This is a genomic window from Streptomyces sp. NPDC104313, from assembly GCF_055583985.1.
Window position 1 is genome coordinate 1 of sequence record NZ_JBVJMW010000030.1, and the last position, 21,283, is coordinate 21,283.

Annotated in this window: 15 protein-coding genes; 8 read left to right on the plus strand and 7 right to left on the minus strand. The window is 66.9% G+C overall.

What is annotated here, in order from left to right:
• Positions 1-576: 576 nt before the first annotated feature.
• Positions 577-834: a hypothetical protein gene (locus ACZ60Q_RS35460; protein WP_469641693.1), complete on the minus strand. Its 258-nt coding sequence runs from the start codon at positions 832-834 to the stop codon at positions 577-579.
• A gap of 767 nt (positions 835-1,601) precedes the next feature.
• Here ACZ60Q_RS35460 and ACZ60Q_RS35465 point away from each other — a divergent pair.
• The gene (locus tag ACZ60Q_RS35465; protein ID WP_469641694.1) at positions 1,602-2,063 is read left to right on the plus strand and encodes a hypothetical protein; all 462 of its coding nucleotides are present in this window, start codon (positions 1,602-1,604) and stop codon (positions 2,061-2,063) included.
• A gap of 404 nt (positions 2,064-2,467) precedes the next feature.
• Here the strand turns inward: ACZ60Q_RS35465 and ACZ60Q_RS35470 are convergent, their stop codons facing one another.
• Complete coding sequence (locus ACZ60Q_RS35470; RefSeq protein WP_469641695.1) at positions 2,468-2,917, minus strand: hypothetical protein; 450 nt, start codon at positions 2,915-2,917, stop codon at positions 2,468-2,470.
• A gap of 496 nt (positions 2,918-3,413) precedes the next feature.
• Here ACZ60Q_RS35470 and ACZ60Q_RS35475 point away from each other — a divergent pair, with 496 nt between their 5' ends.
• From ACZ60Q_RS35475 to ACZ60Q_RS35495, 5 genes are all read left to right on the plus strand, one after another.
• Positions 3,414-3,701, plus strand: a complete 288-nt coding sequence (locus tag ACZ60Q_RS35475; protein ID WP_469641696.1) for an SDR family oxidoreductase — start codon at positions 3,414-3,416, stop codon at positions 3,699-3,701.
• Between the two features lie 339 nt (positions 3,702-4,040).
• Complete coding sequence (locus ACZ60Q_RS35480) at positions 4,041-5,573, plus strand: hypothetical protein (protein ID WP_469641697.1); 1,533 nt, start codon at positions 4,041-4,043, stop codon at positions 5,571-5,573.
• Positions 5,570-6,388 carry a hypothetical protein gene (locus tag ACZ60Q_RS35485; protein ID WP_469641698.1) on the plus strand — a complete coding sequence of 273 codons (819 nt, stop codon included), beginning with the start codon at positions 5,570-5,572 and terminating at the stop codon, positions 6,386-6,388. The genes ACZ60Q_RS35480 and ACZ60Q_RS35485 overlap by 4 nt, the downstream gene beginning before the upstream one ends.
• Before the next feature lie 16 nt (positions 6,389-6,404).
• Positions 6,405-10,889, plus strand: a complete 4,485-nt coding sequence (locus tag ACZ60Q_RS35490; protein WP_469641699.1) for a coiled-coil domain-containing protein — start codon at positions 6,405-6,407, stop codon at positions 10,887-10,889.
• The gene (locus ACZ60Q_RS35495) at positions 10,864-11,988 is read left to right on the plus strand and encodes a Wadjet anti-phage system protein JetD domain-containing protein (RefSeq protein ID WP_469641700.1); all 1,125 of its coding nucleotides are present in this window, start codon (positions 10,864-10,866) and stop codon (positions 11,986-11,988) included. Before ACZ60Q_RS35490 ends, ACZ60Q_RS35495 begins: the two co-directional genes overlap by 26 nt.
• Positions 11,989-12,334: 346 nt before the next feature.
• On the opposite strand, the gene ACZ60Q_RS35500 is transcribed toward ACZ60Q_RS35495, so the two are convergent.
• Positions 12,335-12,853: a hypothetical protein gene (locus ACZ60Q_RS35500; protein ID WP_469641701.1), complete on the minus strand. Its 519-nt coding sequence runs from the start codon at positions 12,851-12,853 to the stop codon at positions 12,335-12,337.
• A gap of 40 nt (positions 12,854-12,893) precedes the next feature.
• Here ACZ60Q_RS35500 and ACZ60Q_RS35505 point away from each other — a divergent pair, with 40 nt between their 5' ends.
• Positions 12,894-13,127 carry a hypothetical protein gene (locus tag ACZ60Q_RS35505; protein ID WP_469641702.1) on the plus strand — a complete coding sequence of 78 codons (234 nt, stop codon included), beginning with the start codon at positions 12,894-12,896 and terminating at the stop codon, positions 13,125-13,127.
• 213 nt (positions 13,128-13,340) lie between these two features.
• On the opposite strand, the gene ACZ60Q_RS35510 is transcribed toward ACZ60Q_RS35505, so the two are convergent.
• The 4 genes from ACZ60Q_RS35510 to ACZ60Q_RS35525 form a co-directional block, all read right to left on the minus strand.
• Positions 13,341-14,186: a hypothetical protein gene (locus ACZ60Q_RS35510; protein WP_469641703.1), complete on the minus strand. Its 846-nt coding sequence runs from the start codon at positions 14,184-14,186 to the stop codon at positions 13,341-13,343.
• A gap of 165 nt (positions 14,187-14,351) precedes the next feature.
• Positions 14,352-14,948, minus strand: coding sequence for a hypothetical protein (locus ACZ60Q_RS35515; RefSeq protein ID WP_469641704.1), 597 nt, complete (start codon positions 14,946-14,948; stop codon positions 14,352-14,354).
• A gap of 151 nt (positions 14,949-15,099) precedes the next feature.
• Entirely contained in the window at positions 15,100-16,341 is a 1,242-nt protein-coding gene (locus tag ACZ60Q_RS35520; protein WP_469641705.1) for a HEPN-associated N-terminal domain-containing protein, read from the minus strand.
• 213 nt (positions 16,342-16,554) lie between these two features.
• Positions 16,555-16,776 carry a hypothetical protein gene (locus ACZ60Q_RS35525; protein ID WP_469641706.1) on the minus strand — a complete coding sequence of 74 codons (222 nt, stop codon included), beginning with the start codon at positions 16,774-16,776 and terminating at the stop codon, positions 16,555-16,557.
• A gap of 1,084 nt (positions 16,777-17,860) precedes the next feature.
• Between ACZ60Q_RS35525 and ACZ60Q_RS35530 the strand changes: the two genes are divergently transcribed.
• Positions 17,861-20,188, plus strand: coding sequence for a tetratricopeptide repeat protein (locus ACZ60Q_RS35530; RefSeq protein ID WP_469641707.1), 2,328 nt, complete (start codon positions 17,861-17,863; stop codon positions 20,186-20,188).
• Positions 20,189-21,283: the final 1,095 nt, after the last annotated feature.

Sequence of the window (21,283 nt, forward strand, 5' to 3'; positions counted from 1 at the left end):
GGGGCGGAGAGCCTTTCGGCTCTTAAGTTGGGCCTGGCGGCCCAACTCCGGCCTGACGGCCGGAAGGTGTTGGTGTGTCATGCCTGACGGCATGACAGTGAGTGGTGTTCGGCCTCACGGCCGATGGGTGGTGGGGTGTCAGGCCTGGCGGCCTGACGGTGGGTTGGTGGGTGAGGGTTTGCCCCTGGCGGGGCAAAGGGGTTGGTGGATTAGTGTTTTGTTGGGGTGTCATGCCTGGCGGCATGACAGTGGGTTGGTGTGGTGTTTGCCCCTTCCCTGTCGGTCGGGGGTGGGGTTGTGTGTGCGCCTGTCGGCGCTGGTGATGTCATCTTGGTTTTTAGGCAGTGATTTGATTTGGTGTCTCTCTCTTACCGGTCGTTGGAAATGGCTCGTCTGTGGTGGCGCGGTGCAAGGTTTGGCCTGACGGCCTGGCTGTTTCGGGCGAGGCTGTAGCCGCGCCTGGCCGGCAGGCTCTCGTTGCCTGCCGAGCACGTCGAGCGAGCTACGCTCGCTCGACGTCGGCGCTTGTTGGTCAGCGAGTCTCCTTGTGACGTGCTACGCGTTGGCGTACGGCCTTCAGCGTGTTTCGCTCGGTAGGTGCGCCGTCTGCCTGCCGCGGCAAGGAGCCGTAGCGATCTGGTCGATGCGGGCGGTGTAACGGCTTGCCGCTGCTTTGAGTGCCTCTGCCAGCGGCAGAAGGTCTTCTGCCGCGCGCAGGGAGCGGAGCACGTCTCTGGTCAGTTGCATGAGCCGGGCCAGCTCGTCGTCGGCCGTGATGCTGCCCAGTTCCGCGTGTCCTTTCCGTGCCGGGGCGCGACGGGCTTGTTCCTCCATGGCCAGGATCACTGCTTGGCGTCGGCGCTCGAGAGTGCGGAAGGTGTGGCTTCCGGGAGTCGGCCGCTGCCGCCTCGGCGGCTTGGACCGCCTTCGACAGCTTCGGTGAGAAGCGGGTGGCGGCCAGCGCGGCAGCCTCTCGTTCCTTCCGCGCAGCTTCCCAACGCTGTTGCTGCAGTCCAGGCCAGGCGGGAAACTCTTCCCTGCCGGCAAGCTGGGCCCTGGTCCGGGGACTCGCCTTCTCGGCCTTTGTCAGGCGGGTGTCCCATTCACCGCGCAGGGTGAAACTGTAGGCGCTGCATCCGACAGATCCCCATCCACCGTATCCGTGGCGTCCGTGGGACCAGTGGCCGTCGAAACTGGTGATCGGCTCACCACAGTGCCGACACAGCTCGGATTCCTGATTCGTCAAAATCTACCCCCCACGGTACGTCTCCCGGCTGACGCGGGCATCGCACGAAAGCCAGCCGGGTCATCCTTCCATCGCGCACTGACAGCAGCACGTTGTGGGCTGGCAGCTGTCTGGCCTGGGTGTGCGTCTGTGCCGTGTGCTGCCGGGGTTGGCGGCCTGGATGCCGGCCGGACCCGCATGTTCACGATGGAGCTGCGGCGGATGGCTGATGGCGTGGACCGGATGACGGCGCGGCTCTGGACCGGCTCATGGCCAAGCGAGCACACCAGGGGCGGTGTTGGCGGTCTGAGGCAGGGGTGAGATCCGGACAAGTCTGACGGGGCCTGGATGAGGCAAGGCGGGACACCCCTGAACCATGGTGAACAACGACGACCGGCAACAACCGCCGTGGAGGGCTGGCGGAACCTCGCCGCTCTACGGTTCTCGTTCGTTTCGGACCGGCGTCAGTGCGCCACACTCCCCCTATGCCGAGCTTTCAGCACAGGAAGGCCGTAGGGGCGACGCGCACGAACTGGGGGTCGCCCAAGAACTCACCTGGCGCGGATGGAACGTCAACGCGTGGGGCCAGGGCTTACTGACCGATCCCGTTCGATCCGCACTTCGAGGAACCGACAGCGCGCTGCGCTGGACCCCAGACCTCATCATTTCCAAGGGACAGCAGATCGCGCTGATCGACTGCAAGAGCCGGATGACCAGCCGCGCCACCAGCCGACACGTCGTGGAACGAGCGGCGGTCACAGCCCACCTCCAGCTCGTGGCCTGGACGCTGCTCCCGGTCTACTACGTCTTCGACGACCTCGACGTCCTCACCCCATGACGTCCTGACAGCCGGCCGGCACGGCCCCTACTCAAGCGCTGGTTCCGGCTCCCCGAACTACCTCGTCCCTGTATCCCGCTCCCTGGCCTTCGACACCACCTTCGGCGCCCAGCGGTCCACCGGGCTGTCCGCTGCTGCCTGACAACCAGTCACAGGCATCCGGCTGCAAAAAAGAAGGCCAGGGGGGAAACTCGCCGTCACGCATGCCTTAAACGGAACAAGGTGGAAAGTAAGGCTGTGACTTCGAATCCAAGACGTGGGGGCACACGGCACTACCTTCGATTGGAAGCTTCCGGGTCCGTCCGAGGGTGGTTGAGCACTACCCTCGTTCAAGGTCCTGTGCTCGGCAGTAACGGGGCTGCGAAGGTCGCGCACACTGCCCGGTCCGGCAGGATTCACGCTGCTCATCCAGCGTGACTCGGAATGACTGTGGAGGTTCGCACGGAAGTTTCGTGCAGCCACGCGGCGGCCGGCGATGGCCGGCCAGGGGCGAGCGCGTACAGCTCGGGGTGGGCGGCGGCGAAGGAGGGGCAGGTGCACGCCGAGGCGGTGACCACCTCCTCGGCGCCGGCGGCCAGGACACCGGCGGACAGGTCCAGGACGTCGCCGGGCATCTTGCCATCCCAGGTGGCCCAGCTGACGGCGTAGTGGAGGAGGCAGTCCCGCGCGCACACTGCCGGGTGGGACTCCAGCAGATCCGCGGGCAGCTCCTGTTCCTCCCCGGCGGGCGTTGCTGCCGGGTCACCGGAGTCGGCGGGGCGGGTGAGCGGCTCAGCAAGGGCGTGCAGCTGCCCCAGGACAGCTGCGCATCCAGCTTTCTGGAAGGCGTGGCGGTAGCCCGGCACGCCTTCCACCGAGGGATGATCAAGTCGGTGAACTGCCCCGTAGCAGGAACTCGACCACGGTTGAAGACGACGGCAACGAACACGACCACCACAGGCAGCAGAGGGATGAGCGCAGCCTCGGGCAATCCGAGGAGGGCAGCACCAGCCATCACCAGTACGACCGTGAGACCCATCACAACTGCCCGGATCCGCTCTCTCGGCGCGGCTGGAACCACATCAGCGATCTGATCTGCGTCGAGGAGGTCGTCGATGCGACCCTCGGCGTAGCGTTCGGCGATTGTCAGCAGCATCACGGTGAAATCTTCAAGGGAGCGGCCCGGGTCGGAGTCCTGCCGGGCTTCTGCCTTTCGTAGCGCGCCAACAACCAGTGCGGCATGCGCCTTGAACTGGCGCTCGTTGTGCCGTCTGGCTCTGGCTCGACGAGTGCGGTGGGCTCTCCAGATGGCACGCTCGACCGGTTGTACGGAGACTCGCGGAAGGGTTGTTGTTCGGAAGAGCACGGGTGATGCGCTCCAGCGAAGACGAAGACGCCGCGGCTCCGACGCCGAGGAACACCAGCAGCTCGTCGCCGAGCGCACGCCGTGTCGGGCAGCCAGAGGAGGTCGCCTCCGTGATCGCGTTCCTCGCCTCTGACGACGCCTCGTATGTCAGCGGCCAGACGCTGTACATCAATGGCGGGGCGCGCTGGCCGCTGGCGGTGTTTTTGTCACGGTGGTCGCTGAGCACCGTGAAGCCGGAGGCACCTTGTGTCTGTCCGAGGGGCTGGTGGGTCAGACGTCGGCCGCGGGGGTAGGTGAGCGCGTCGAGGGTCCCTGGGGCGTGCTCGCCCCCGTGCGTTGGGGCCGGTGGGTGTGGCTTCGGTTTCGGTACACCCTCAAGTCCACGGCAGCTGGTGCGCTCGGCGCTTGCCGTTCGGTGGAACTGTCGTAGGTGTTCGGCGCCTCGCCTGTCACGAATATGACCGGGGCTGGGGGCACGCAGTGATGAGGAAGAAGGGGTCCTCCCGAAGGAATTCGCGCATATGGTGACCCGGGAGGGTTCGGCGAAGGCAAGCTGTGTGCGGGGCGGAGGGGGCTGCGACTCGCGCGAGGTACGTACGCGCGGACCGTGGTCGGCATGTGGGAGGGGCCTGGTGGATTTCGGGCGTGGTACGCGCGCGGATGCGGCTGGAGCGGATGATGGTCTGCTACACGACGAGGGGTTGATCCGTCGGGCGAAGGCGCTGGCGTGTACGGCTCCCCTGCATGACCTGGACGCGAACAAGGGCATGGTGGAGTGGGCCGATGCCCGGGTCTACCAGATGGCGGAGATCGGCCTGCACACGATCGACCAGGTGGCCATCGCAATGGATTTCGACACCGGTGCCAGCCGGCGTCATGTCCTGAGCCGGGTCCAGCGGTTTGTGGCCCGGCAGGCGCCCGAGCGTTCGGATGAGGAGCACGCCCGGGTGGCACGCTGGGTACTGGACAGTCTGATCAATCTCGGTGACGTCGAGCGGGCGTTTCGCCGTCCCTACGGCGCTGTGGACGCGACGGGTGTCTACCGGGTGCTGGTGTTCCCTTTCAAGCTGATCGTGGAGCGTCGCGACAGTGCCGGCGTGCTGTATCTGCATGCCTCGCATGAGGCATTGAACGTTCTGGTCGGCGCGCTGGACACAGATGTGGAGTCTGCCCAGGAGGCTGCGGAGGTCAAGCTCGCGAACCTGATCAGGCGCGGGCGGCTCACGGACGCGAAGCAGGTGGCGGAGCAGGCGAGGGTCCGCACCATCCAGTACGGGGAGTTGATCCATGCTCAGTTGGAGGCGACCCGGCGCAACATCCAGGCGGTGGACTGGAGGGAGAAGTTCCCGGAGCTGCTGAGCGAGGCGCTGGCGCACGTCCAGGAGCGGGTGCGTGCGGAGCGGGCGATCGCCAGGAACATGGCCGAGGCCCGGGATGAGGCGGTGAACTCGGTGCGCAAGCGGCAGGCTGCGGAGCTTGTCGACATTGTCGAAGATTGCATCCGGCGTCACATGCGCCTGCAGCAGCGGCTGCTGGAAGCGCGGGGGGTGTTCCGCGCGGAGCAGGACCGTCAGCAATTTTCGGTGCAGCCTCACCGGTCGACGTTCGATCTGTTCGGGCAGTTGCTGCGTCCCGCTTTGGATCTGCCGGTGTCGGATGCGGTCGGGGCCGTCGACTGCTTCTTCAGCCGGTCGGCCGGGCCCGCTGTGCCGGATCTTCCGTATCTGGCCACTCTGGTGCCCGCGCTGCTGCGTCCGGCGCCGGAGCCGCCCCGGTTCGCAGGGCGGGTGGAGGAGCCGGAGGTGGAGCGGCTGGAGGAGACCACGCGCTTCACTGCCGCGCAGTGGGAGATGGCCGAGCAGCTCCTGCATCTGCCTGGGGAGGTCCGCTCGCTGTCGAGTCTGTTGGAGGAGGCGGCCCTGCTCGATGCGGACCTGCCCGCGCTGGTGGCGCTGCTTGGGCTGCACGCTTACAGCCCAGATGCCGGTGCCGCGCAGCGGCGCGGACAGGACCAGGTGCGGGTGGCTGTACGAGCGGATGTTGCCTTGGACAGTGTCGGCTTTGCCGGCGACGACTTGTGGCTGACGACAGCGCGCGTGCAGCAGCCTTTGCCGGACGTCTCGGACCGAGCAGGGCAGGCACAGGACACGGAGGCGGGGACATGAGCCATGCGGGTGCGTACGGTCAGGACGACGCCGAGGCCGCGACCCGGCTGATCGGCTTTGCGTTTCGGCCGCGGTTGCTCCCGCATCGGGACGCGGAGTATGCCACTTTGGTGCGGCGTTTCGACGAGGAGCCTGCCTTCGAGGACCTGGTGCGGCGCTGCGCGACGGGTCTGGGCCTGCAGGCCCTTGGGGTCACTATGCGCGCGGGCGCAGTGGTCGTGCCCGTTCCCGGTTCGGTGTTCGAGACCCGGCTGGAGAGCTACGCGCGCCAAGCACGGCAGAGTCACCAGCGTGAAGCGGAGCGGGTCTTGCACGGCCTCGCACATCTGGCGATCGCCGCGCTGTGTTTCCCTCGGCCTCAGGACCTGGCGGACGATAGCTATGTGGGGGCGGTGACGGCCGCCGTGGTCGACAAACACGTGCGCCACACGTGTCAGGATCTGGCCGAACGGTCAGCCGAGGCGCAGGAGAACAGTGACGCGCCCTTGGAGGCACCGGAGCTGGAGCGCGCGTGGCGGGCCTATGCGCGCAGGTCGGAGGCCGGTGAGACGAACAGCGGGCAGGTGGCTGCGACGACGACGGAGGCGATTGTCGGCAAGGCCCTTCGCTACCTGGTCGACAAGGGGCTGCTCACCGAGAGCGAGAACCTGGAGCTTGCGGTGAAGGTCTACCGCACCACCGGCCGCTACCAGTTGCAGGTCCGTGAGCTGGCTGCGGTCGATGTGTATCGCGAGCTGCTGCTCTTGGGCGTAGTGCCGCCCGCTGACGTCACGGAGTCGCTGCGCGTCACTGGCGACGACGGCACTCTCTACTAGCGGAAACCAAGCCATCATGTACGAGCTGTCCCGTATCCGTGTGTGCTCGGCCGGCCCGGCGGGCGCCCGGTTCAAGGATGTCATCCTGGACTTCTCCGGTGCGGGGCTTCCGGTCGCCGCCGTTCAGGGCAACCTGTTCGGCGCCGCTCCTCAGGTGGTGCGTCCGTCGCCGGCGAGTGTGGTGTTCCTGGAGAACGGTGGCGGAAAGTCGGTCCTGCTGAAGCTGCTGTTCTCCGTCGTCCTGCCGGGCCGCAGGCAGGTGAGGGACGCCCCGGACCCGCGTCTGCTGGAGGATTATGTCCTGGCGCGGGACGTCTCCCACATTGTTCTGGAGTGGATGCACAGCGTCACAGGGCGGCTGCTGGTCACCGCCAAGGTCCTGTGCTGGAAGGACCAGGCCGTCTCGACCGTTGCCGAGAACCTCGTCGAGCATTGGTATGCGTTCCACCCCACCGACACGCTCGGTCTGGACACTCTTCCCATCGTCGAGGACGGCCAGTACCGGGCTATGGCGTCCTACCGGGAGTCGGTGAAGGAGCTCGGCGTCCAGGATCAACGGCTCCAGATGAACTGGCCGAAGTCTCAGGAGGAGTGGACGGAGCTGCTGGGACAGCTCGGACTCGACCCGGAGCTCTTCCGGTATCAGCGGGCCATGAACCGGGACGAGGGCGAGGCTGTTCACGCGTTCACGCTTGACTCCGACGGCGGGTTCGTCGACTTCCTCCTCAAGGCCGTGCACGACCACAAGGGCCTCAACGAGCTTGCCTCCCTGGTCTCCACCTATGCCCATCAGCTCGCTGGGCGCAAGGACCTGCTGCTGGAACTGGACTTCGTGGAACAGGCCATGACGCTGCTTGAACCGCTGGTCGAAGCGGCGGATGCGGTGAACGCGGCCCGTGTCCACGTGCAGCAGACGGGCAAGGAAGTCGCGGACTTCAACGGGCAGGTCCGAGCCCGCGTTCGAGGTGACAAGGACCGCCTGGAGCTTTTGCAGCGCCAGGAGCACAACTGCGACGTAGAGGCCACCGGCGCAGCTGGCCTCACGCGTCGCTGGGCTGCGACGGTGGCGCGACGGTCGTACAGGCTCGCGCAGTTGCGGTTCACTCGGGCCAAGGGCCATGTCGAGGAGACCGCCCGCAGCACCCTGGACGCGAAAGCCGTGGTGGACGGTTGGAGGGCGACCGGGCCAGCGCATCGGCATCTGGCTAAGTCGGCGGTCGCCAGGAACCTGGCATTGGTGGTGAAGCAAGGGGAAGCGGGGGCTGAGCCGGCGTTTGAGGCTCGGCAGCGGTCCGCAGAGGCACTCGCCCGGGGGCTGCTAGGGCTCCAGGACCAGGCTCAGAGGGCACAGGAGCAGCAGCTCGCAGAGGCACGCAAGCACCAGGGGGACGAGAGGGAGGCCCGGCTGGCACGTGAAGCAGCGCTGAAGGAAGCCGAGCGGGCCGAGGGGCAGGCCACTGAGCTACTGGGGCGTGTCGCTGCGGCGCAGGCTGAGGCCGAGCAGGCTGTCATGGACGGGCTGGCGCCCGCCGCCGGCCTTGTCCCCCAGGCAGCAGCGGATGCCCGGCAGGCTGTGGTCCGCGCGGCGGACAGGATCAACGCCCTGGAACGGGAACAGGAGAGCGTCGACCGTCGGCAGGGCGATGTCCAAGGGACTCTGTCCGTTGCAATCCGTGAGGAGGAGGCTGCGCGGGGTCGCCGTGGCCAGGCGCAGCGACTGCTGGAAAGCGCTGAGGCACGGACCTCCGCGATCGAGATGGTCTCCAGGGGCGCGGAGTTGCTGGGGGCGGCGGTGCGCTTGGAGGCGGACGCGGAGGTGTTGCTGGAGCGGCTGGGGGCGGCCATCGCGGAATCGGAGAAGGAAAGAGTCGCGCTGCGGGTCGAACAGGCTCGTGATGATGTGGCCCGGCTGGCCCTGCAGGACGGCCACCTGTTGCCTCCGCCGCAGGTCGTGGTGGACGCCTGTCGACTCCTTCAGCAGTCCGAGCCCCGCATTGATGCCTGGCCGGGCTGGAAGTACATCGCGCAATTGCCGCCCGGCAAGCGCGAGGAGATGCTCGCTGGTGCTCCCCATCTGGTCAGCGGAGTGCTGCTGAACTCGGACGGCGACCAGGAACGGGCACGGGAGGTCCTCGACCGGGCGACGCCAACGGCCTACCACGTCGCTGTAGGCACGGTCGCGGGGCTGTATGAGGCAGACGGGGGCCCCGCGCAGGGGGTGCTGTTCACGCTGCCGTTCAACGCCGCGCTGTATGAGGAGAAGGCCGCCGAGGCCGAGCAGAAGCTCATCGAGAAGCGTTGGGCTCGCTCCGAGGAACGGTTGAAGGAGCTGCACCGCACCCAGCAGCACGATGCGGTGGTGCTTAGACGGGTCACCCAGTGGCGCGAGGACTACCCCGCTGGGGCGCTGGCGGAACTGCGGGAAGATCACGCGGCCGCCGTCAGTGCCCTGGCGGAGGCCGAGGAGGTGACTACGGGGCAGCGCCTGGCCATGGAAGCCTTGACGGAGCGCCGTGAGGAGATCCGCGGTGAACTCGGCGACACGCGGCAGGATCACGAGCACTGGCAGAAGGTGAGCCGTCGGCTGGCCGGTCTCGGCGAGCGGCTGGCGCAGATCCCGGCATGGCGTGAGCAGGCTGCGGCCGCCCAGGAGCAGCGCGGCATCCACGAGGAGGAGGCTGAGGAAGCCCAGGGCATTGCCGATGAGCAGCGCCGGGCCGCCGAGGGCCGGCAAGCGGCGGGCGATGAGCAGCGCCGGGCCGCCGCTGTGGCCGCCCAGGAGTGGGCCGAGCTGCCTGGTGTGCAGGAGATGCTGTTCGAAGGTGAGCCGCCGAGCGACCCGGTGCCGGTATTGCGAGAGGCTTACAACAAGGCCAAGGACGACTTCGACAGGGCGGCGGTCCCTGGAGAGTTGCGTGCGCGGCTTGTCCGGGCTGAGGAGGATGCCCAGGAGGCAGCGGCCGTGTTCTCCGCGTTGCCGCAGGCGGACCGAGACGAGGCCCTGCGGTTGCTGCAGATGCCCGAGGCGCTGGACGAGCGCAGCCGGGCCGAGGCGCTCGAACTGGCCCTCAGAGCGCTCGCGGCGGCAGAGATTGCGGACAAGCGGGCCGCGGAAGAAAAGGGCAGGCACGAAAATGCCCTGAGCGAGCGGCGCCAGGAGTTCCGCGAGCAGACCGCCGACGGCACCGAGCCCATGCCGCCCGGCGACGTGCCGGACACGATCGACTGGTGTCTGGAGACGGTGGCGGACGCGGAGAAGCAGTACGCAGTCGCGCGGACAGCCGAGGCGGCCGCGCTCTCACAGCAGGAGGCCGCCGCCGAGCAGACGAGACGGGCCAAGGACGCGGCCGAGACCTTCGAGCGGCTCTCGCAGGTGCTGACGGACGCGGCCGCGGAGCCAGATGCCGCCCCCTACGCGGGCGACGGCGACGCCGCCTGGAGGGACCACCTGCATCTGGACGCTTCCGCCAGGAAAGCCAAGGAAGATCTCAATCTCACGGAGAAGACCCTGCGTAGGGCTGCGGAGCACAGCCGACGGCACGCCGCGGGTGACCAGTACTCCCGCCTGACCATCCCGGTGCGGCAGCAGATCATCGAGCTGTCGGCCGAGCAGACCGCCGAGCACGCGACGAAGTGGCTGGCCGCGCTCCAGACACGCAGGCGGAACCTCAGCGATGAGATCGACGAAGTGAATCAGCACCGGCAGACCATCGTCGACCATCTCAAGGGCGAGAGTGACAAAGCCCTGTCCCTGCTGCGCTCTGCCCAGCGGCTGTCCAAGCTTCCGCAGAGCCTGGGCGACTGGGCCGAGGAGGAGTTCATCCAGTTCTCCTTCAATCCGCAGCCCGACGAACTGCTCCTGCCTCGTCTGGGCGAGCTCGCGGAGGAAGCCGCGACCGGCCGCACCGGCGACGGACGCAAAGTGGCCCGCGACGGGCTGTCGTTGATGCTGCGCGCGGTCCATACCGCCGTTCCTGCCGGGTTCAAGGTCCACGTGCTCAAGCCGGACATGGTCCTGCGCACCGAACGGGTACGGGTGTCGAAGGTCAAGAACGTCTTCTCCGGAGGCCAGCAGTTGACTGCGGCGATCCTGCTTTACTGCGCAATGGCTGCGCTGCGGGCCAACCAGAAGGGACGCGAGCGGTCGCGTCACGCTGGAGTTCTGTTCCTGGACAACCCCATCGGCCGGGCGAACGCCGAATACCTTCTGGATCTGCAACGGCAGGTGGCGCAGGCCTTGGGGGTGCAGCTCGTCTACACCACCGGCCTGTACGACGAGAAGGCCCTGGGGAAGTTCCCGCTGATCGTCCGGCTGCGCAACGACGCCGACCTGCGGGCGGCACGCAAGTACCTGGTCGTCGACGACGTGTTCCGGCCGCACCTTGACACTCTTGACCCCGAGGACGGTACCGGGCGGATCGACAGTGCCAGAATCTTCCGCCGTGAGGAATCACGCGGCATCTTCGGGGGAGACGATGGCACTGCAACGCCGGGAGAATGATCTGATCGCGGGGCTGCGGGAGTGGGCTGCGGCGCACGGCCGCAGCCGCTACAAGGCAGCGCTGATCCCCCTCGACGACGTGTGGGAGGTCTTCCGCCGTGTGCCGAACCGGAATGTGGACGAGGCGTTCGAGCCGGCGGTCCTGGCCGGTGCGCTGGACACGCTGGAAGCAACTGGTCTGATCGAGCAGATCCAGCGGCGTACCCCGGAGAAGGTGTCTCTGCCCGTCAAGGTGCGGCTGCTGGCGCAGGCTCCGCCGCCGGTCGTTCCGCCGATGCCGATGTGGCACCCCGCTCTGACCTGGCTGGCCTCCTACTGGGCGACAGCGACTGCGAAGCAGCGGTCTGCTTATACGGCGATCGACCAGTGGCTCAAGAGCGGACCCGATCTGTTCCGGATCCCGTTGAGGGAACGAGCCCTGGAGATCTTCGGAACGTTCGGCAGCGCGGCTGACTTCCCCATGCCGGAGAAGACGTTCGACACACTCGCTTCCGGGCCGCTGTTCTCGGACTCAGCCCGGCTCGACGAGTTGCTGCAAGCCTTCAGGCCTCCACCGCCATTGATCACAGAGACGTTCCCGCTGGAGGGGAGCGACAGCCACTATTGCCGCGTCGGAGCGGGCAATGTGCTGTTCGTGGTCGAGAACTCCACCACCTGGTGGTCACTGGTGGAGAGCCTGCCTGCCGATCACCGGCTCGGCTACGTCGCGTGGGGTCTTGGCGGCACCTTTCGGGCATCGATCCGTGCCATCAAGGCCAAGCATGGCATCACTCAGATCAGGTACTTCGGCGACCTGGACACCAGCGGGCTGCGGATCCCGCTGCGGGCTTCCGCCACCGCGCTCGATCTCGGGCTTCCGCCGGTGCAGCCTGCTCAGCGCCTCTACCAGGTGCTTCAGTCCTTGGGACAGCCTCATCCTGCAGCACCCAAGGAAGCCTCGGTCAGCGCCGCGACCGTCGGTGAGCTGGCCCAGTGGCTTCCCGCACCATGCCGGACGGGCGGCACACAGCTGCTGCTGAACGGAAACCGTCTGGCGCAGGAGTGGGTCAGCTACCGCTACCTGCAGCAGTCCTCTGACTGGTACGACGACGTCCGCTGACGTCACGCGACGCCCTCCAGATGTGCGCTGCAGTGCGATATCGCCAAGTCGAGCAGCAACACCGTCCGTTGTAGCGTCGCTCTCTGCGGACCGCTTTGGCGCACCCGCCTTGAAAGAGGGGGACTTGCTCCGGGAGCATCCGGTCACGGGTCGCCCGAGCACGTCGAACAGCACCGCGTTGCCGCCCCGTGAGTACTTCGGAAAGAGTGACGGCAGCACGAAGAGCAGCTGATGAGTGAGCGGACTATCCACCTCGATGCGAATCCGCGTGGGTGGCGGGTAGCGCGTATGGCGTGGGCGCGTCGCGGGCTGCTGCCGGAGCACCTCGCGGCGGGGCTGGCTTGCGTCACCGGGGCATCGCGGACCGCGGCCTGACGACGCCGCCCCCTGCCGTTCCTTTCGCAAGTACGAACAGCCGTCCGGCGGAGACCCGCGCTGCGTCAAACGTCTCCTTGTAGCCGCCGATCGGCATCTGTGCGTCGCTGAGGAATACTGGGTGCTCCTCGGCCCTGAGCAACTTGATCACCCTCTGCTCCGTGCGGTAGGCGTCCGCGCCGGTGGCGAACTGGATCTGAGCGAATGGCACCCAGCCGTGGCTCTGGAACCGGACGACGCGGTCCTCGCGGGTCCGCAGTCCACTGATCCCGATTTTCACGGCGCCGTACTCGGCGTGGGAAAGGACGTACAGTCGGGCCGGGGCGCCCGGGTCCAACCCGTATCGCGCGCAGTGCTGGCAGCATTCACCTCTGTTCCGGACGTTGTTCAGCCTGGAGGATGAGATCTTCTGGCACCGCTCGCATAGTGAGAGCCAGGGCGAGGCGATGTTCTTGAACGGCTCCAGCGGGAGGAAGCCGACGACCCGCATGTCGGCAACCGCCTCGTGCGGGTCTCCAGGGCCGTATCGCTTGCAGAACCGGCAGCCGCCGGCGCGGCTGGTGACGTTGTTGTACCGGGGAGCCACGATGTGCCCGGCCGCGACGCATCGCGACAGCCATGGTTTACGTCCCGAGGAAGTCCACCAGCACGATAAAGCCGTGTTCAGCATCGTCGTCGAAGCCGCTTCCGGGTTCTTCGGGGCGTTCGGCGCGCACCAGATGCAGGCACCCTGCCCGCTCATCACGTTGTTGCGGTTGGGGTAAATGACCTGTTTGCAGGGGATGTGACGGCACATCCAGGGGTCGCGGGCCCGGCCTGGGTAGGGCTCCAGGGGTTCGGCGTTGCCCAGCCGACGCATGTCAGCGGCCGCGACGTTAGCCGAAATCGAAGGGGGCACGGCCGTCTTCCTTCTGGGGGGTGACGTAGTCTTGATCAGCAGCGCGTGGCCCTCCGTCGGGAGGGCACTCTGGCTTGGTCTACGGCTTTGGGTAGGTGGCGAGGTACTCCAGGAGGGCAGAGAACGCCGTGGTCATGTCGTTCAGGTCGACCGCGTCCTGGAGTACTACAGAGCTTCCGTGCCCGCCGCCCTCGTATCCGTAGTACTGCGGATGGCCCTTCGCTCCTGGCTTCTTCTTGAATCCGTCGTCCTGCGGGTCCCTCACGAGAGCCTGCACGTGGGGGCCCGCGTGCTGGACGAAAATGTTGCGGGCGAGCCATTTTTGATGGCGGTCCGCAAGGGATCCATTGGTGGCGGAAGTGGCCTCCGGCGTCTGCACCATGATGCGGATCTCGAAGGGGCTGTCCGTTCCGCGTCTGGGCTGCAGGCGCTGGATCTCGGCGACAACGTAGCCGTCTTCCGTCTCTCGCCAAGCGCAGATGTTCGGAGCTCCCATCTGAGAGTGCTGCTGCGAGTTGAACACCGTGCCCTGTGGGGCGGCAGTCTGCGTGAGGCGCGCCAGTCGCCGCAGCCGCAGTGCGTCGCTGAGCCCGGTCGAGGCCTGGTCCGCCGGGCCGGTCGCTTCGGCCTCCAGCGCCACGAGCTGCTGGTGCGCCCGGACGGCCAGCAGCCGGGCGAGGTAGTCCGATGAATTATTCCAGCCGCCGAGGAGACCGTCGAAGGTGAGGCGACGGGACCAGGTTCTCGGGCCGTCCGGGATCGGATCGGCATTCGGGCCCACCAGGTAGCGGTCAGCTGCCGGTATGCCCTTCGCTTCTGCCCAGGCGTCGTACGCCGCGAACTGTGCGCCGTGAGCACCGGCGCCGAGCTTCATCTCCATCAACGCGCGCTCAGTACGCAGCAGGCGCGTCAGTCCGTAATTCACGGCCGGACGCTACACGCCGCCTCTGACACTGGCCTGCCGAACGGTGCAGTGGACCTTCAGGTCTGCCGCGCCCGGCGATGCCACCTACTCGGGGCTCGGCGCGCTGTCCTCGAATCCCGCCGGGAGAGGCTGCTGAGCGGCTCGTGCCCGGAACCGACGCTGGGATTACTCTTCGGAAGCCTCATCCACGCCAAGATCGCTGCGCATGGCGGCCCTCAGGTCGGAAGGCAGCGCCCACGACATCTCGGTCTCCACTTCTAGCCTGCTGAGTTCACCGCCGTCGGGGTGACTGCCTGCCAGCATCTTTTTCAGCAGGCCGTAGGCGCTGTTGAGTTGCCGGTTTGCCGCCCTGGTGTCTCTCAGTACAGCAGCGGGAACAATCATCTGCGCTTCGGCGTAGCTGCCTCGATAGGCCAGGCGCCGTTCCTCGAGCTGTTCGGCACAGGTCCGGGTCTCTGCGTCATCCCGGGCGCGCAGGGCATGCATGACGTTGATCTGTGCGGTCTGGTACTGACGGGCCGCGGTGTTGAGCGAGATGTAGCAGGCCCGTCGCAGGTCGGTCAGTTCACGCCGTGTCGAGATGCGCGCTTCCTGCTGCCGGACTTGTTCGGCGTGAGCGCGGTCCTCGCGTTGTTGGCGGGTAGTCACTTCGAGTTCGTGGCGCTTGAGCCGGTCGGCTCTGCGCTGTGTCAGCAGGGCTGCACCCAGGGTGCCGACGACACCGACGATGGCCACAGCGAGCGCACTCCAGTTCTGTCCCACGGCCCCTGCCTCAGATCGGTCGGGCGGGGTGTTGTGGCGTCTATGCCCCGCCTGAATCAATGGTGTTGATCATGGTGTTTCGGCTTGGTGCAGTGGCCCACCGCCCAGGTGTACGGCCAGGACACTGTGCGAGCTTGGGTGCGTTGGGCTGTCAGGCGCCTGTGGACGGTCCCGGCTTCTTCTCAGCGCGAGCTAGCGGGGGCAGGGGCTGGTGTGCTTGCAAGGTGCCCGAGACCAGGCGCAGGGCGGCGTGTTCGTCGGGTTCTGGGGCACCCGGCTCAAGGCAGTGGGTTTGGGGGGTGTCGAGAACCGTACACAGCCCCTCGCGTCCTGCAGCAGAGGCGAACACCGGGCCGTCCAGAGGCCGTTCCCGACCGAAGACCCGCAAGAGGTATTCGGTGACAATCTGCGTGGGGACATACTCCAGGTGCTCGCGGTCCTCAGGGTCAGCGCTGAGGCTTGTCACGAAGGCATGGAGGAAGATCAGTGCCCGTCGCAGGTGTGCGCGGTCGGTGTCGAAGATCGTCGGAATGGGCCCCAGGCGGGTGAAGTCCACCACCGTGCAGGGTCGGGTGGTGTCGAATGCGGCGTAGGTGACGAACTTGGTACTGGGGGTGGCGTGCCGGGCCACTTCCTGGATGGCGGTGGCGGGGCTGTCGGCTCCGTAGAAAAGAGGAATGCCTGCCGGGCTCATCCGGTTGGGGTGTCGGGCCTGGGCTGGCGAAGCAGTCCCCAGCCGACTTGCGGACCAGTGCTGTTCGAGGTCGTCGTGGGCACGTGCGCGCCACAGACGATGGCCGGCCGGGATCTCGTGGAGGAGACCTGCCTGGGGAATGAGGTCGCCGAGGGTATCAAGGATGGCTGCGGCAGGGATTTCCCCTCCGCCAAGATATGCCTCGTCCTTGTGGGGTGGGGCCAGCCAGAAAACATGCCGGGTTCGGTACATCACCTCATGGCTGAAGCGCCTCCATCCATCGAGCAGTGCCTCGTCCTGGCGAGGCTCGATGAAGTGACGCTCAACCCACACGTCATCGTGACGGGCCGCCTCGCGGACGGTTTCCTGCAGGTCTTCGCCGTGCAAGACGTCCACGTACTGGTTGACAAGGTCGTCGCCCTCCCAACGGTTGAGAGGCACCAGTTCGCCGCCGAAGTAAGCAAGTTCGGCGCCTGCCAGGGAGTACTCAGTGTGCAGCCCGTCGAAGAATGCTTGCAGGAGGGTGTCGATGAGGGCTGCCGGTGTGCGCGCGCAGTAGTCGCAATTCTCGTCCGCGTAGGCATCTGCTGCGATCTTCCGGGCAAGGGCCTCGTCATCGACACACCCGGCGCAGACATAGCCGTAGCCGTAGTTCCAGCCCTGCTCCGACTGCGCTTGCTCTATCTCATCTGCGCCCATAGGAAGACGGTAGCCGTCCGTGGGCGGAAGCGTGCGCGCCGGAGGGCCCTCACCCGTCCTGAGGTCTGCTCAGCCTCCACCAGGCGCAAAAGCATCGCTCGCCGGTGCCCCTCGAGGACGAGGGCCGGGGTACAGACGGGTTCTCCAACATCCGCATCTCTCTGTGGGAACGCCGGACGCTCGCAGCGTACGCACGAAAGCGGGGCACGTCTGTCACCGGCGGCCGACCCAGGCCTGGTGGTTGGGGGCGACGTGCAGGTGCCCGCGTAGGCGGCCGAGCAGAACCCCGACGCATGTCCGGCCCTCCAGGACCTGCGGCCGGTCGGCGCCCGAGGCCAGGAGACGCCTCTCGATCAGGAGCGGCGGGCGCAGCCACGTCCCCTGCTCGTCCCAGTGCCGGGCGACCTGCGGGGGCCGGACGGTGGCCCAGTGCACAACTGTGGTGCGCAGACTCCCGTGCCCGTGAACCGAGTTGGTTGTTCGTGCTGAACCATTTCGGCTGGCCAGAACTGAACTCTGCGGTGAGCTCACGACGCGATGCTGCCCATAGCAGCGTGAGGGCGACGGATTGCCCGTGTGCCCGGTGCGCGCGGCCCAGGCCTGACAAGCGCCTGCCAAAGGCCTGGTCACGACCGAGCACCCCGTAGGAGAGGACCTCTCGTTTGGAAGGCGCAACAGGTGTGAGGGCGGGTTATGCGGGGACGGCTGTATGGACCAGGGCGCTTAGACCTGCCCTGGCGTTTCACGGCTCGCCGGATGGGCTGCAACCTCGATGAACCCACCGACAAGGAAACCCTTCCACTGCTGCATCGAACCCTGCAGGGGCGCACACTCGTCGCGGCAGGCCACCGCTCGACTTGAGCGCTGACTCCGCACCCAACAGCGTGGAAGGCAAGCTCTCATACGCAAGAAGGATCCTCAGAACCGCACAATAGTTGCGGACCTGTCCTAGGACCATACAGAGGAGTTGATGAGGCCATGAGGGCCTTGATGTACACGGGTATCGGGCTGTGCGGGGCTGGGGTGGCAGCACTGGTCGTCGGCGCAGTCATCGACGTCAAGGCGGCAGACCCCTGGGCCAGCGTCGGCGGTGGTGCAGCAGGTCTGCTGGGGTTTGCCCTGGCCCTGTATGCCCATTTCGCGCCACCGGCCTCTCCCTCGCCCAGCGGAGCGGCAGTCAGCGCCACCGGAGAACGGTCGATCGCCGCCGGAGGGAGCATCGGCTCCGTTACGACAGGCGACGGCGCCACACCCGCGCCTGCTCCAACCATGCCTGCGACGCCACGCCCAGCATCTGGCAGTGCGACCGCAGCCGGCGACCGGTCCGTAGCAGCTGGCGGCGACATCGACAGCGCCTCGACGGGGGACGCGTGAGCAGCCAGTCCACACAAGCACGGGGGGATCATTCACTCGCTGCGGATGGAAGCAACGCAATGGTGGCCGCCAGCGACAAGGTGAAACTCGGTACCCCAGCTGCTAGCGGGAGTGGCGAGGCAATCACCAGAGAGGACGCGCGCGCATGAGCCGGCAGTGGAGGAAGCCCGAAGCAGCACCGGTCCCGCAGGACTCGCCGTCGCTCTCCGGCCGCGCTCTCTCGGTGCCGGAATCGGGTGTCGCGGCGTCGGGGCCGCGGTCTGTTGCGGCCGCAGGGAATATCGGCGCCGTCACCACAGGCGACGACAGCCCTCTGACTGTGAAGGTGTATCCGCCCGCGCCGGCACCGACCGCGCTTGCGTCTCTTCCGGCTGCGCCCCCGTTGCTCAGCGGCCGGGATGCCGAGGTGGATCTGGTGCTCTCGAGTCTGCAGGACGGCTCGCCGCCGGTCCTGGTCACAGCAGTCGCGGGACTTGCTGGCGTCGGCAAGACGGCGCTTGCCCTAACGGCGGGGCATACCGCCACCCAGGCCGGGTCGTTCACCGGCAGCCTCTTCGTCGACCTGCACGGATACGACGAGAATCCGGTTCAGGCCGGTCAGGTGCTGGAAGCGTTCCTGCGGGCTCTCGGCGTCGCCCTTGCCAACATTCCTACAGGAGCGGAGGAACGGGCAGCGCTGTACCGGTCCGAACTGGAGGACCTGGCCGCCCGGGGGCAACGCCTGCTGATCGTGGCCGATAACGCCTCCAGTGCCGACCAGGTCCGGCTGCTGCTCCCCGGCAGTTCCACGCACCGGGTCCTGATCACTTCCCGGCATACCCTGGCGACGCTGAACGCGCGGATCGTCGACCTTGCTCTGCTCACCGCCCCTGCGGCAGTGGCGCTCATCCGTCACGCCGTGCAGACCGCTAACCCAGCGGACGAGCGCGTCGTCGAGGGCAGCGAAGGGCTCGACGAACTAGCCTTCCTGTGCGGGCATCTACCGCTGGCCCTGCACATCAGCGCCGCCCTGCTGATCCTGGAACCCGATCAAACAGTCGCTGAGCTCGCGGCAGAGCTGGCCGCGGCCCAGTCACGACTGGCCTTCCTCGACGACGGTGAGCGTGCCGTTCGCGCCGCATTCGACCTGTCCTACCGCCGCCTGCCCCCGGATCATGCCGAGCTTTTCCGGCTCCTGGCGCTCAATCCAGGTCCTGACATCAGTCCTTGGGCCGCAGCCGCTCTCGTCGGCCGCCCACTGCCGACCGTGCGGGCCGTACTGCGTTCTCTCATCCAGGCACACCTGCTCAACTGCGCAGACAAACGCTGGTCGATGCATGACCTCGTGCGTGAATACGCCACCGAACTCGTGCACGGCACGCCCCGCACTGCAGCAGACGATGATGCGGGAGAAGCCGCGCAGAAAGCGGCGACATCCCTGCGCCAGCTGCTCGAGTACTATACCCGGACCGCCCTGGCAGCAACCTCACACCTTCAGCCAGGTGTGCCTACGTCAGGGGACTTCACAGATCTGGACGAGGCGCTCTTGTGGCTGGACCGCGAGCGCGCCAACCTCACCGCCTCCGTGGCAGTCGCAGCCGCCAGCGGGCATCAGGACCTCGCTGTCAATCTTCCAGTTATCCTCTACGACTATCTCGAATGGTGTGGGTACTTCGACGACCTGATCGCCGTGACGACGACGGCGTGTGACGTCGCCCACCGGGCGGGAGAAAGTGCCGCCGAGGCCGGAGCATGGAACAACCTCGGCATCGCCCTGACCGAGGTTTCACGCTACGACGACGCTTGCAATGCTCATACGCGGGCTGCCAGCCTCTTCGCCTCGATGGGCGACCATAACGAAAAAGGGAAGGCTCTCAACGGTCTCGGCTCGGCCCTGCGAGAGTCGGGAAGGCATTCCGAGGCGGTCCAGATCCACCAGGAAGCCCTGGCGGTCCAACGAACTATCGAGGACATCCGGGAGCAGGCAGCGGTGTTGAGCAACCTGTCCCTGGACCACCAGGAGCTGGAGACCTTCCCAGAAGCGTGCGATGCGGCAGAGGAGGCTGCCTTGCTGTTCGAGAGTCTCGGCGACACCGCAAACCAAGCGAAGGCTCTGTGTACGGCGGCATACGCGCTGCAGGCGTCGGGGCAGCCCGAGAAGGTACGGGCGGTCTGCCAGCGGGTCGTCGAAGTCAGCAGCGCCGTAGGAAGTCCGCGCGACGAAGCGGCGATCCTGATGGCCTGTGCCGAGCTGCTGACCGACCTCACACCACAGCAGCAGATTGCCTTTCTGGTGCGAGCCCAGGCCGCCTGCGAACGCGGCAATGCCCAAGACCTTCATGCCCATGCGCTGCTCCGTCTCGGCCAGGCATGGAGCGACGCGGGTAACAGGGGACAAGCCGTCACCCATCTCACCCGTGCTGCAACCTTGTATGAAGACCTCGGCCTTAACAGCGAAGCGGCCACCGTTCGCTCTCTGCTCGCGATGCGCTGACCCGGCAGTGCGGTCCGCGGCCGCTTGAGCGCCCGAAGGCATCGGACAGTCGCACTCTCGAACCTGTGAGCGCCCTGTCGCACACCCCTCCTCGGTGTAGGCAGTAGCGCGGACAAGGTGTCGCTCAGATAGGAGCGCATAGCGAAGTGGCCGCTGGGGACTGGTCGGCGTTACTCGTCGATGCGTTGGAGCTCGACAGCTCTTCGGTCGCCGTTGGCGGCGAGATCGTCGATGACGCGGCGCCATCGGCTCAAAGCAGCGCCGTCGGGTAGCGGGGAATCGCGGAGTTCGGTGAGCCAGCGGGTGACGTACCAGCAGCGGTTGGCGAAGGCGTCGTAGCGGCCATCGATAACGTGTTCCAGCCATGGCAGGCTGGTGGTGTGGGGGGCGTGCGGGCAAACCTTGCCAGCGCGTCGGCAGCCTTGGCCTCGCCGCGGGCTCGGTCAAGCCATCGTTCGGTCGCGCCGCCAAGGGCGCTGGGTGAGCCAGTCGCGGTTCGCTCTGGACCCCTCACTGAACAAGGCGTTCGAAGGCTTCGTCAGACCAGCCCATGAACGACGAGGCGATTCTGTTCCCCGTCAAAGATGCCGGCCAGGACGTTGGCCTCCCGCCGCTCCCCACCGAAGAGGCCCGGTGGTCGACGTGCACGATCAGAATGTCGTGGCTGTCGATCACCTTGGAGATGCCCCGGGTCTCGATCGTGTCCGACCACGCGTCCACGTCGACCGGGAGCCTCGAACCGCCGGAGCGGTCTGCGCCCTCCACGCAAGAGCATCGACACGGTCAAAGTCTTGAAAACGTATAGGAAAGGCCACTTAAGTGACAGCGCGGGCCCTCAGCGCATCAAGAACTCTGTACGTTCATCCGTACGCGGCTATGTATGTTCACGTGTACGCCGACAACGGCTGGTGACCTTGGCGGTCCAGCCCACCCACTAGCACTTCGACTTCCGCTTCCTCTCCCGCACCACGGCCACCACCGGCGAGCTCCAGACCGAAGAGGTCTCCGACGCCGCCTGGCGCAGCGCTGCTGAGATCACTGACCCCCAGCTCAGGAAGCATGACGCCATCGGATGACATCCCGGCAATTAAGGTC

Coding starts and splice junctions, on each gene's coding strand:
- ACZ60Q_RS35460 (WP_469641693.1), bottom strand. CDS start 834: ATGGAGGAACAAGCCCGTCGCGCCCCGGCACGGAAAGGACACGCGGAA.
- ACZ60Q_RS35465 (WP_469641694.1), top strand. CDS start 1,602: ATGGTGAACAACGACGACCGGCAACAACCGCCGTGGAGGGCTGGCGGA.
- ACZ60Q_RS35475 (WP_469641696.1), top strand. CDS start 3,414: ATGCGCTCCAGCGAAGACGAAGACGCCGCGGCTCCGACGCCGAGGAAC.
- ACZ60Q_RS35485 (WP_469641698.1), top strand. CDS start 5,570: ATGAGCCATGCGGGTGCGTACGGTCAGGACGACGCCGAGGCCGCGACC.
- ACZ60Q_RS35490 (WP_469641699.1), top strand. CDS start 6,405: ATGTACGAGCTGTCCCGTATCCGTGTGTGCTCGGCCGGCCCGGCGGGC.
- ACZ60Q_RS35495 (WP_469641700.1), top strand. CDS start 10,864: ATGGCACTGCAACGCCGGGAGAATGATCTGATCGCGGGGCTGCGGGAG.
- ACZ60Q_RS35500 (WP_469641701.1), bottom strand. CDS start 12,853: ATGCGGGTCGTCGGCTTCCTCCCGCTGGAGCCGTTCAAGAACATCGCC.
- ACZ60Q_RS35520 (WP_469641705.1), bottom strand. CDS start 16,341: ATGGGCGCAGATGAGATAGAGCAAGCGCAGTCGGAGCAGGGCTGGAAC.
- ACZ60Q_RS35530 (WP_469641707.1), top strand. CDS start 17,861: ATGAGCCGGCAGTGGAGGAAGCCCGAAGCAGCACCGGTCCCGCAGGAC.